The organism is Guptibacillus sedimenti (assembly GCF_028610665.1).
In the GTDB taxonomy this organism is placed as follows: Bacteria; Bacillota; Bacilli; order Bacillales; family Guptibacillaceae; genus Guptibacillus; species Guptibacillus sedimenti.
Genome location: NZ_JAQQWV010000001.1, coordinates 1,485,216 through 1,496,681 on the forward strand (window position 1 = coordinate 1,485,216; position 11,466 = coordinate 1,496,681).

At 39.6% G+C, this 11,466-nt stretch carries 14 protein-coding genes and 1 riboswitch; of the genes, 11 read left to right on the plus strand and 3 right to left on the minus strand.

The window, feature by feature from the left end; translation table 11 throughout:
• The first annotated feature begins 12 nt into the window (after window positions 1-12).
• From comGC to PQ578_RS07355, 7 genes are read left to right on the plus strand one after another with little or no spacing between them, the layout of a single operon-like run.
• Window positions 13-342 carry a competence type IV pilus major pilin ComGC gene (comGC, locus tag PQ578_RS07325; RefSeq protein WP_273832872.1) on the plus strand — a complete coding sequence of 110 codons (330 nt, stop codon included), beginning with the start codon at window positions 13-15 and terminating at the stop codon, window positions 340-342.
• Entirely contained in the window at window positions 342-794 is a 453-nt protein-coding gene (gene comGD / locus PQ578_RS07330) for a competence type IV pilus minor pilin ComGD (RefSeq protein ID WP_273832874.1), read from the plus strand. The genes comGC and comGD overlap by 1 nt, the downstream gene beginning before the upstream one ends.
• The gene (locus PQ578_RS07335; RefSeq protein WP_273832876.1) at window positions 748-1,098 is read left to right on the plus strand and encodes a hypothetical protein; all 351 of its coding nucleotides are present in this window, start codon (window positions 748-750) and stop codon (window positions 1,096-1,098) included. Before comGD ends, PQ578_RS07335 begins: the two co-directional genes overlap by 47 nt.
• On the plus strand, window positions 1,091-1,504 hold the full coding sequence (gene comGF, locus PQ578_RS07340; RefSeq protein ID WP_273832877.1) for a competence type IV pilus minor pilin ComGF: 414 nt from the start codon (window positions 1,091-1,093) through the stop codon (window positions 1,502-1,504). Before PQ578_RS07335 ends, comGF begins: the two co-directional genes overlap by 8 nt.
• The gene (comGG, locus tag PQ578_RS07345; RefSeq protein WP_273832880.1) at window positions 1,464-1,883 is read left to right on the plus strand and encodes a competence type IV pilus minor pilin ComGG; all 420 of its coding nucleotides are present in this window, start codon (window positions 1,464-1,466) and stop codon (window positions 1,881-1,883) included. Before comGF ends, comGG begins: the two co-directional genes overlap by 41 nt.
• A 2-nt stretch (window positions 1,884-1,885) precedes the next feature.
• Window positions 1,886-2,383: a shikimate kinase gene (locus PQ578_RS07350; RefSeq protein ID WP_273832882.1), complete on the plus strand. Its 498-nt coding sequence runs from the start codon at window positions 1,886-1,888 to the stop codon at window positions 2,381-2,383.
• Between the two features lie 57 nt (window positions 2,384-2,440).
• Window positions 2,441-2,638, plus strand: coding sequence for a YqzE family protein (locus PQ578_RS07355; protein WP_273832883.1), 198 nt, complete (start codon window positions 2,441-2,443; stop codon window positions 2,636-2,638).
• A 12-nt stretch (window positions 2,639-2,650) separates the two neighbouring features.
• Here the strand turns inward: PQ578_RS07355 and PQ578_RS07360 are convergent, their stop codons facing one another.
• Both PQ578_RS07360 and PQ578_RS07365 read right to left on the minus strand, forming a co-directional pair.
• Window positions 2,651-3,451, minus strand: coding sequence for a YqhG family protein (locus tag PQ578_RS07360; protein WP_165996639.1), 801 nt, complete (start codon window positions 3,449-3,451; stop codon window positions 2,651-2,653).
• Window positions 3,429-5,099 carry a DEAD/DEAH box helicase gene (locus tag PQ578_RS07365; protein WP_273832887.1) on the minus strand — a complete coding sequence of 557 codons (1,671 nt, stop codon included), beginning with the start codon at window positions 5,097-5,099 and terminating at the stop codon, window positions 3,429-3,431. Before PQ578_RS07365 ends, PQ578_RS07360 begins: the two co-directional genes overlap by 23 nt.
• 209 nt (window positions 5,100-5,308) lie before the next feature.
• Window positions 5,309-5,397: riboswitch (glycine riboswitch) on the plus strand.
• A gap of 212 nt (window positions 5,398-5,609) precedes the next feature.
• On the opposite strand from PQ578_RS07365, the gene gcvT reads away from it, so the two are divergent.
• The 3 genes from gcvT to gcvPB are packed head-to-tail and all read left to right on the plus strand — an operon-like array spanning window position 5,610 to window position 9,534.
• Window positions 5,610-6,710, plus strand: a complete 1,101-nt coding sequence (gene gcvT / locus PQ578_RS07370; RefSeq protein WP_273832889.1) for a glycine cleavage system aminomethyltransferase GcvT — start codon at window positions 5,610-5,612, stop codon at window positions 6,708-6,710.
• Between the two features lie 26 nt (window positions 6,711-6,736).
• Window positions 6,737-8,080 carry an aminomethyl-transferring glycine dehydrogenase subunit GcvPA gene (gene gcvPA, locus PQ578_RS07375; protein WP_224881159.1) on the plus strand — a complete coding sequence of 448 codons (1,344 nt, stop codon included), beginning with the start codon at window positions 6,737-6,739 and terminating at the stop codon, window positions 8,078-8,080.
• Entirely contained in the window at window positions 8,077-9,534 is a 1,458-nt protein-coding gene (gene gcvPB / locus PQ578_RS07380) for an aminomethyl-transferring glycine dehydrogenase subunit GcvPB (protein ID WP_273832895.1), read from the plus strand. The genes gcvPA and gcvPB overlap by 4 nt, the downstream gene beginning before the upstream one ends.
• Before the next feature lie 64 nt (window positions 9,535-9,598).
• Here the strand turns inward: gcvPB and PQ578_RS07385 are convergent, their stop codons facing one another.
• A complete protein-coding gene (locus PQ578_RS07385) occupies window positions 9,599-9,970 on the minus strand; it encodes a rhodanese-like domain-containing protein (protein ID WP_273832897.1) in 372 nt (123 codons plus the stop codon).
• A gap of 266 nt (window positions 9,971-10,236) precedes the next feature.
• Between PQ578_RS07385 and PQ578_RS07390 the strand changes: the two genes are divergently transcribed.
• Window positions 10,237-11,067, plus strand: a complete 831-nt coding sequence (locus tag PQ578_RS07390; protein WP_420541520.1) for a lipoate--protein ligase family protein — start codon at window positions 10,237-10,239, stop codon at window positions 11,065-11,067.
• Window positions 11,068-11,466: the final 399 nt, after the last annotated feature.

Consider the following 11,466-nt stretch of genomic DNA (forward strand, 5'->3'; position numbering starts at 1 on the left):
GGGAAGTTATGAATGAAATTAAGAAAATGGATAAGCTTATTTAAACAAGAAAAAGGATTTACGCTCATTGAAATGATGATCGTTATTATGATTATTTCCGTTCTTCTTTTAATTGCTGTCCCTGGTTTAACGAAAAATAACGAAGTCGTTGAAGAAAAAAGTTGTGAAGCAACGATAAAAGTCGCTCAAACACAGGTAGCAGCATACAAAGCGAATAAAAAAGAATTTCCAACTACAATCGCTGATCTTGTTACAGATGGCTATCTCGATATGGATGAAACCACTTGTCCCGGAGGAGAGGCATTAACGATCACCGATGGAAAAGTGATTTTAGCCGAGTAATGAAAAGGTTTCATTTCGTAATAAATTCTTTTGGCTATACCTTAATTGAGATGATGATCGTACTTTCTCTATTGTCGATTCTCTTAACCCTGGTTTTTCTCCACATTACGCCTACGCAAAATGCTTCTGTAACAAAACATTTCCTAGAAGAGATTCAATCGGATCTTAGGTATACTCAAGAACTCGCTTATGTAAATGGTTCTTCTTATCGGTTTTTGATTTCGCCAAGTAAAGGTATTTATAGTATCCAAGGTAATGCATCGACGGTAGTGAGAACAAACGAGATTCCAGATCACATCACAATCGATGAAGGAACAATGGGGTATCAAATTGTTTATGGCGGTAATGGAAATGTTCAAAAGGCAGGTACCCTTTATATGAAGGCGGGTAAGGAGGAGTATAAGCTTGTTGTACAGGTGGGAGCAGGTCGCTTCTATATTAAAAAATTGTAATGGTTACTCGCTACTTGATGGTTTGGTAGCCCTTTCTATACTTACTCTTTTATCTTCCGGTGCATTGCCAATTTATGTACAACTTTATGAAGAGCGAATGAGCATTCAAACGAGAAAGGAAGCGATACATTTGCTCGATCAATATTGGAATGACTTTGTATTAAACAATGTAGTACCTCCCAAGCAAGAAATCGTGGAAGGCACTGAATTTTACTTAACTGAAACACCGAATGGGTTGTGCATTTCTTACAATGAGGAGAAAAAGGATGAATTATTGATATGTAGAAGCTTGCCTCATGAGTAGTGAAAATGGGATTACGTTACTTGAACTAATGCTAACCTTGACCATATTACTGGCTATTATATGGACGCTTCCTTTACTTATGAGCGCGGCCATCCAAAATTCAGGAGCAGATTTTCAGCAAGAAGAAGCACGCTTGTTTTTTCACTTGTTTTCTAAAGAAGTTCGAGAAGCCACTCAAATTATACTTAGTAAGGGAAGTATTGAACTAACGAAAAAAGATGGAGCGATCGTTAAGTATGAACGGTATGGATCTTCCATACGTCGCCGCGTCAATAATACCGGTCATGAAATTGTCTTACAAGACATTAGAGATTTTACAGTTCAAATCTCCGGTAGGAGAGTAATGATCGAGGTGGAGCTAAATAATGGGAACACGGAGAAACAAGTTAGTTTTCAAATGTCTTAAGCAACTGGATGACCAAGGCTATATGACTGCTATGATGATGCTAATTAGCACACTTCTTCTTGGGTTCATTTTTCATTTATGTCATGTGACAATGAACGAACGAGCATTTCTAGATCGTGAAGAGGAACAATTCAAAAAGCATTCCTTGCTAGTGTTAGGAATGAAAGATACAATTTCATATATACAAAAAACCGATGTCGAAACTACTGAGAAAACATTTATTTATGAAGAAGGCACGGTTCACGCCGCGATCCAGTTTTCTCCTTCAGAAGTTATTTACATCACGCTAAATGGAACAACTCAAAATGCAACGAGGGTTTTTGCGCTGTTCCAATACAATCAAACATTGAAGGAAGTCGTAGAATGGAGTGAGGGATAAACATGAAAGCGATCTACTTAACAGGTTTTATGGGATCAGGGAAAACAACTGTTGCTGAAGAGTTATCAAAAGCGTTAGCTCTTCCTTCAGAGGATACGGATAAGCATGTAAGGAAAATGCAAGGAAGAGAAATTCCAGTTATCTTTGAAAGTGAGGGGGAGAAAGCGTTTCGATCATATGAGACAGCGTCTCTCAAAGATCTCCCGACTGAAAATATTATTATTAGTACAGGAGGTGGGATCGTCTTAAGTGAAAAAAATCGCTCTTTTATGAAGCAGAATGGCATAATGATCTATTTACACTGTGAGCCTGAAGAAATTGTTAAGCGGTTAGAAGGCGATACTTCAAGGCCATTGCTTGCTGGAGATAACAAGCAAAATAAGATTAACACTATATTCACGGAAAGGCTGCCGTTATACCGTGAAGCAGATTATGAAATTGAAACGACGAATCGTTCGGTACAAGACATTGTCGCCGAAATATGTCAACGCATAGGATAAAAAAATAAGTATTTGGACACCCTTAATAATGAAGACAATGATAAAAGGGTGATCAAGATGTCATCGAATGATTTAGTGAAATATATGACACAACAAGTTGTCGCATATATCGATCAACCAAAAGAAGAAAGACAGCAGCAGCGTGCTGTAAGAAAAGCAAAAAAGCAGCCTTTTTTGTTTCGATGGTTTGGCATCATTCCAATGTCGGTATCGATGTTCATGAAGAAAAAGAAGCGTGAAAGCTCGGACAGTTGAGTCCGAGCTTTTTTAAGTGGGATACGGTTGTGATTCGATACCGGGAACAAGGTGAAAAATACCTCCATTAATAATTTCTGCAGTAATGATTGGCTCATACTGTTTCCTTAGTGCCTCTTTTTCTACTTCATATCGTTGATCATTCGTATTGCCCTCGTAAAATTGATCAAGAAGGTGCTGGTCAGAGGCCCACCTTATCCTTGCCTCTTCGGCCCACTGTACGTCTTCTTTTGTGAGCAGCATTTCTACAACAGATTCGAGTCTTTTTAATCCACTTTCTGGTTTTATGATAGGTGTTACGGTAAAAGCATAGTCAGGAATTTTTGGGGTAAGCGACTTTTCTAGTAACAAATTGTGAAAGTCATCGACTACCGCTCCACTAACAAGGTGAAGACCGAGTGAAAGAAGACGGTGTTTTTTTCTATCACATTGATAGGAAATTTTTATATTAAGACAAAGCCAGGGATGAAGAGGATATTGCTGTTGCTGATTCGTTTGTACATCCTCATATAGACGAATGGAAGAGGCGAGTTTTTTGGTGGAGGAAAAGATTTGATGCAGTCTTGGTGCTCCAAAATGAACAAACTCACCTTTCTCTTCAATAGTTTGATTTGTAATTAACGTAAGCGTCATCGGTCGTGGCGTTCCGCCTGTCTTTTCAAGGTAATGCCAATAAAATGGTCGGTTCATTAACTCTTTATCAAGTTCAATGGTTAGTTGAACATCGAGGAGGCCAGGTTTTTCGTGTAGAATACGACAATCATTCGCGAGAAAATACGAACGCAAATAGTTATGAATATTTTCTTGGTGCATCTGAATCCTCCTTTTGATAATTGATTAGTTCTTTAATATTATCCATCTTAATTTTTATTTCTCCTTCACTTTCGGAATGAAGGAGAATGTCAGAAATATGTTTTTCAATATCACGCATCCCGAGGCGAGTTAAGATCTCATCTAGTTGACCTATGACACTTTCAAACAGCTGGATCTTTTCGTATAACAGGGTAAGTATATGTTCTTCAACCGTATGTTTTGTTGCAAAATTATAAATGTGAACATCGCCTTCTTGGCCAAGTCGGTGAATGCGGCCGATCCGTTGCTCAATCCTCATAGGATTCCATGGAAGGTCATAGTTAATGACGTGCTGACAAAATTGAAGGTTGATCCCTTCGCCACCAGCTTCTGTGGCAATAAGAACTTTAGCGTGATTTTTAAATAACTCTCTCATCCAATCTTTCTTTCCGCGTTTAAACCCACCTCGAAAAGGAACGGAAGTAATACCGTGCTCCTTTAAAAACCATTGTAAATATAGCTGTGTCGCCCGATATTCCGTGAAGATAATGACTTTTCCTTCAATTGATTGTATTAGTTCAAGGGCTTTTTGTGCTTTTGAATTTGTTGGTACACCTTCAATTTTTTTAATTAAGGAGTGGATGAAGGTTTGTGTGACTTCATCAAGAGAATCTTTTTCAAGCATTTTTTTTAACGTCATATAGGCAGCTTCACGACTTGAGCAAATTTCTCTTAATAAGGTAATAATCGAAAATTGACTACGGGTTGAAATCGGTTCCTTCTTTAATGCTTCAACTGAACGATAAAGATCTTCTTCTTCAGGTGAGAAAGTAATCGGTACCGTTTTTACAATTCGTTCAGGCCAATCCATACCAGTATCCTCACGACGATTCCTTACCATTACTTTTTGTATTAGTGTGCGAAGTCTCTCTTCGTCTTCAGCATTTTTTTCTTTTCCTTTGTAATCCTTTTCGAAATTCTCAAAGCTGCCGAGATGACCTGGTTTTAGTAATGATACTAGGTTGAAAACTTCATCAAGACGGTTTTGAACGGGAGTAGCTGTTAATAGAAGGCAGAACTTCTTAGGCAAATGTTGGACAAATTCATAGTTTTTTGTTCGGTTGTTTTTTAAACGATGCGCTTCATCGATGATGACCATATCATAATGTTGCTCATAAACAATTGACCGATGGGGCTCACGTTTTGCTGTATCAATCGAGGATACGACAACATCACACTGATCCCAAACATAGCTTTTTCGTTGAACGACAGCAGGTATATAAAACTTTGTGTTAAGCTCGATAGCCCATTGAGACACTAACGAGGCTGGGACAAGAATAAGAACTTTTTTTACTAACCCACGAATCATATATTCTTTAATTATAAGACCAGCTTCGATTGTCTTTCCGAGACCAACCTCATCTGCTAGAATTGCCTTTCCATTCATCTCCTCAACGACTCGCCGTGCAGCTTCGAGTTGATAAGGGTGAGGTGTTAAGTCAGGCAGGTAAGTAGGAGCTTGTAATCCTTTAAACGATGGGATAGCCCGATGTTGTTCAGCTTCGATAGCCAGTTTAAAAAGCTCCCAATTAGCCCATGGTCCATCCTCTTCAATTTGTTTGAGAAAGTTGTTTGTCCACTCTTGATCGAATTGTAATTCAGTCCTCAAAATGAAAACCCTTTCTTTAAAACTGTTATTTACGAATGAAATAAGTTTAATGTATAATATTGTTCGTGTTTAATATATTAGTTAAAATACTTTTATTATTAAAAAGATTGTTGCCAACGCTCCTATGGTAGTGGTAGGATTGAAATCGAAAGCATTAATAGTATGAATCAATCCGTACAATCCAATACCTTAAAACTGAAAATAAGCGAATGAAGGCAAGAGGAGAGACTGCTAGATGCAGCGCCGAAGGAGCAAGCAAAGTTGTGAATCTCTCAGGCAAAAAGACTCTTGTTAGACGCACCTCTGGAGAGAGCTTCTTTAAGCCGCCAAAGATGTAATCCTCACGCTTTAATGTGAGGAGAAACTTTCAGGTCAAAAGGACAGAGAAAACACGCTACTGACAGCGGGTTTTCTCTGTCCTTTTTTTAATGGCTGGACATGGTTTGGTTTGCATAGTTGGTTAGGGTTAAATGAAACGATTTTGATTTCGATGTTATAGGAGGGAACAAGATGAGCGAGTTATTGAAAACCCCGTTATTTGAAACGTATAAGTCAATGGGTGCTAAAACGATTGATTTTGGTGGATGGGCACTTCCTGTTCAATTTTCTAGTATTAAGGAAGAGCATGAAGCTGTGAGAACAAGAGCTGGATTATTTGATGTTTCTCATATGGGAGAAATTGACGTCAAAGGTGAAAAAGCTCTTGATTATCTTCAGAAGATGATGACAAATGATGTTAGCAAACTGAAAGTAAATGGAGCCCAGTATACTGCGATGTGCTATGAGGATGGTGGTACGGTAGACGACCTTCTCGTTTACAAACACTCGGAGGAACATTACTTATTAGTCGTAAACGCAGCGAATACCGTGAAGGATTTTGACTGGCTTCAGGAGCACATCATTGAAGGTGTATCCCTTAATAATATCTCGAATGAGATGGCTCAACTAGCGATTCAAGGTCCAAAAGCGGAGGTCATTCTGCAACGTCTCACAAATACAGATCTTTCATCAATTGGTTTCTTTAAGTTTCAGGCTGATCTTAAGATTGCGGGAATTAAAACGTTAGTTTCTCGAACTGGTTATACAGGTGAAGATGGATTTGAACTATATACCGCTTCAGAAGATGCCCCTGCTCTCTGGAAGGCGATTTTAGCTGCCGGTGAACCTGAAAATATCTTACCTTGTGGATTGGGAGCTCGAGATACTCTTAGATTTGAAGCTAAGCTGGCTCTTTACGGACAGGAGCTAACGAAGGATATCTCTCCGCTTGAAGCGGGAATCGGTTTTGCTGTTAAAACTAGTAAAGAGGCTGATTTTATTGGTAAATCTGCTCTCCTTCGTCAGCGTGAAACTGGTCTGGATCGAAAACTAGTTGGTATTCAAATGATTGGGAGGGGTATTCCTCGTACGAACTACTCTGTTTATAAAGGGGAACAACTTATTGGAGAAGTGACAACAGGTACACAATCGCCAACTTTAAAAAAGAACGTAGGTCTTGCGCTAATTAAGAAAGAGTATACAGAAATAGATACTGAGCTAGATGTGGAAATTCGCAATAAGCGTGTACAAGCAAAAGTTATTCCATCACCATTCTATAAACGTCAGAAATAAACGGATACTGAGGAGGAAATGAACATATGAAACATCGCTATTTGCCAACGACTGACCAGGACAGGAAAGAAATGCTTGAAACGATTGGGGTGGACTCTGTTCAGGATCTTTTTGAGGATATTCCAGAAGCCATTCGTTTTAAAGGCGAACTAAAGGTGGAAAAGCAGCTTTTTGAATCGGAATTGATTCGTTACATGTCAAAGCTATCATCCCAAAATGCGAATACTCTGGAAAATGCGTCTTTCCTCGGTGCTGGCGTTTATGATCATGCCATTCCTTCTGTCGTAGATCACGTTATTCGTCGATCTGAGTTTTATACGGCCTACACGCCGTACCAACCTGAAATTTCTCAAGGTGAATTGCAAGCTATTTTTGAGTTTCAAACGATGATTAGTGAATTAACAGGAATGGAAGTAGCGAATTCCTCGATGTACGATGGTCCTACGGCTCTAGCTGAAGCGGGTCTGCTAAGTGCCGGACAAACAAAAAAGAAAAAAATCATCGTATCTAAAACGGTTCACCCAGAAGCGCGTGCCGTCATTGATACTTATGCTAGAGGGCAACGCTTATCCGTTGTAGAAGTCGATTCGAGCAATGGAGTTACAGACTTAGATAAGTTGAAGCAAGAAATTGACGAAAATACTGCTTGTGTGATGGTTCAGTATCCGAACTTTTTCGGGCAACTTGAACCATTGCCAGATATTGAAAAGCTTGTACATGAGCAAAAAGCAATGTTCGTCGTTTCAAGTAACCCACTGGCGCTTGGCCGCTTAACGCCACCTGGTGAGTTGGGTGCGGATATTGTTGTGGGAGATTGTCAGCCGTTTGGTATCCCAGCTCAATTTGGGGGGCCTCACTGTGGATATTTCGCAGTGACAAAAAAACTAATGCGGAAAGTTCCAGGACGTTTGATTGGACAAACAACTGATGAGAATGGACAGCGTGGTTTTGTACTTACGTTACAAGCAAGAGAACAGCATATTCGTCGGGATAAAGCAACGTCCAATATATGTTCAAACCAGGCACTAAATGCGCTAGCTTCCTCAGTTGCTATGAGCGCGCTCGGAAAGAAAGGCGTACGCAAAATGGCAGAGCAAAATATAAAAAAAGCTCATTATGCAAAAACGCGTCTTGAAGAAGCTGGTGTAGAGACTGTGTTTAATGGCGTCTATTTCAATGAATTTGTTATTAAGGTTAACGGCCCAATCAAGGAATTGAATCGCAAGTTATTAACCAAAGGAATCATCGGTGGGTATGATCTTGGTCGCGATTATCCTGAACTTAACAATCACATGCTTGTCGCAGTAACAGAAAATCGTACAAAAGCGGAAATTGATATGTTTGTAGAAGAAGTGGGGGGAGCGAAATGAGTAAAGACCAGGCGTTAATATTTGAGCTAAGTGAACCGGAGCGTATTTCATACAGTCTTCCTGAACTTGATGTTCCTGACATTGATTTAGATGAATGGTTACCGGAGGAATTTAATCGCAAAACTGAACCGGAGCTACCAGAAGTTTCGGAGCTGCAGCTAATGCGTCACTATACCGCCTTATCGAAACGTAATCATGGGGTGGATTCTGGATTTTATCCGCTTGGATCATGTACGATGAAGTATAATCCAAAAATTAACGAAGATGTGGCAAGGTATCCTGGTTTTGCTTTTGTTCATCCGCTTCAAGAAGAGGAGACGGTTCAGGGTGCGCTAGAAATGATGTACAACCTGCAGGAAAACCTTGTCGCTGTAACAGGTATGGACGAAGTGACCCTACAACCTGCTGCAGGTGCTCATGGCGAGTGGACAGGATTAATGATGATTCGTGCCTATCATGAAGCAAATGGGGATTTCAATCGTACAAAAGTCATTGTCCCAGACTCTGCCCACGGTACAAATCCCGCCTCTGCCACCGTTGCTGGTTTTGAGGCAGTGACCGTTAAATCAAATGATAAAGGGCTTGTTGATCTTGAAGATCTAAAGCGTGTTGTAAATCATGACACCGCAGCTCTTATGCTTACAAATCCCAATACCCTTGGTCTGTTTGAAGAGCAAATTACCGAGATGGCGACAATTATTCATGATGCCGGTGGAAAACTCTATTATGATGGTGCGAATATGAATGCCATTATGGGGGCAGCTCGCCCGGGGGATATGGGCTTTGATGTAGTGCATTTAAATTTACACAAAACCTTTACTGGACCACACGGTGGAGGAGGACCTGGTTCTGGACCTGTGGGCGTTAAATCAGATTTAATTCCATATCTTCCGAAACCAGTTCTTGTAAAAGAAAATGATGCGTATCGTTTTGACTATGATCGTCCTCAATCGATTGGACGAGTGAAACCTTATTATGGAAACTTTGGTATTAACGTCCGTGCTTATTCGTACATTCGTACGATGGGGCCAGAAGGACTAAAGCAAGTATCTGAAAACGCAGTTTTGAACGCAAATTATATGATGAGACGTCTTCAAGATGCTTTTGTTTTACCGTATGAACAGCATTGTAAGCACGAATTCGTTATTTCTGGTAAGAAACAAAAGAAACTTGGCGTGCGAACGTTAGATATGGCCAAGCGTTTGCTTGATTTTGGGTATCATCCACCTACGATTTATTTCCCTATCAATGTCGAAGAGTGTATGATGATTGAACCTACAGAAACTGAATCAAAAGAAACGCTTGATGAATTCTGTGATGTACTGCTTCAGATTGCTAAAGAAGCAGAAGATAACCCTGAAATTGTTCAGGAAGCTCCTCATACAACTGTCATTGGTCGACTGGATGAAACGACCGCCGCTAGAAAACCAATATTGCGATACCAAAAAGCGTAGTCTGCCTATCAGCGTAATTGAATACTTTTCGGAAATAAAAAAGCAGCTGCCACGCAGCTGCTTTTTACTTCTTCTTTACTTTTCCGCCCCATTTTTTGAAGCCGCCTTTTAACTGATAAAGGTCCTTGATCCCGTGCTTTCTAAGGATGCTTGCAGCACGAGCGATAATAATTCCGTTGTAATCATACATATAGACTGGCTGGTCTTTGCGAATTTCTTTAATACGCATTTTGAGTTGACTAACAGGAATATTTCTTGCGCCAAGAATATGGCCGTTATCAAATTCGTTGGGTTCACGAACATCAATCAGTTGGGCTTTACGATAGCCCGCTCGGAATTCTTCCTCCGTTAACGTTTTCAAATTCCTTTTCTGTATGTAGCGAGTAATGACAACATACACAATGATCGCGACGAGTAATGCGATAATCCATTCCATATAGTTTGTTACACCCTTTCAAGTAAAATCGACAACCTTAAGTTTACACGTCTTTTCCCCTTTCCGCAAAAGAAAAAAAGAATAAATAAAAAATTCACCTGAAGGTTACCGAATTAAATGCGAAATATTATTTTGGTTAGAAATAAAGTCCGTCACGTATCGACCTTTCTTTTATAAAATAAGAGAGTGTTCATTGGTCATCCATTTTCACCTCTGCTAGAATAGGAGAGGTGTTAGAAATTAACTGTGATAAAGGAGTACCGATAATGAAGCAATGGGCATTTATTGATTCGGGAGAACGTTCTCCAGCATATAACATGGCACTAGATGAAGCGTTGTTGAAATGGCACAGTGAAGGGAGCATACCTCCCGTCATTCGATTTTACGGGTGGAATCCTCCAACCCTATCAATCGGTTACTTCCAACGTATTGAAAAAGATATAAATATGGAAGCCGTAGAGAACTATGGGTTGGGCTTTGTAAGAAGACCTACAGGTGGAAGAGCCGTTCTTCATGATAAAGAGGTTACATACAGCGTTATTGTATCTGAAGATTATCCTGATATGCCAACTACGGTAAGGGAAGCATACCGTGTTATTTCTGAAGGCCTATTGATTGGTTTTCAACAACTTGGTTTAAATGCTTACTTCTCTGTTCCTGAAACTGAGAAAGAAAAAGAGGAACTTAGAGCTCCGAGGTCTGGTGTATGCTTTGATTCTCCCTCGTATTATGAACTTGTCGTGGAAGGACGGAAAGTGGCTGGGAGTGCTCAAACGCGCCAAAAAGGTGTCATCCTCCAGCATGGATCTATTTTGCTAGATATTGATGAAGATAAATTGTTTGATTGCTTTAAATTTAAAAATGATCGTATTCGTGAACGGATGCAAAGAGGATTCAGAAACAAAGCGGTCGCTATTAATGCACTTCGCGATACACCAGTATCAATTTCAGAAGCGATTAAAGCCTTTTATGAAGGATTTCAAAAAGGCCTTAACATTGAGTTAGTCCCATTTGAGCTATCAGAAGAACAAGAAGCTTACGTGAACGATTTGGCAATGGACAAGTATGCAAGTAACGAATGGAACTTTAGTAAATGAGCACCTGCCATGGGTGCTTTTTCCTATTGACTATAGAGGAACAAATGTTCTAAAGTTATTCTTGTTGCATTAACGAAACGCATTCTTTATTTAAAGATAGGCTAAGACCAAAAGACAGAATGTGGATAAATGTGCAATAGACAAAATTCCTCTTTTTTCTCTGTTCTTGTAATTCAACCTTGATTTATCGAGTTTAATCTCGTATTTTCACTTAATTTGAAAGTTGACAAATTAAACGAACATCCGTCGTTTTACTATATGTAGTATTGGGTAAAGAATTCTGAACACTATATATGGTTTAAAATGATTGTCTGCATGATGGACATGTGCTACTATTAATCAAGACGATTTATCACAGTTACATACATCTAGAGTTGCTCTTATATGTATAAATGTCGA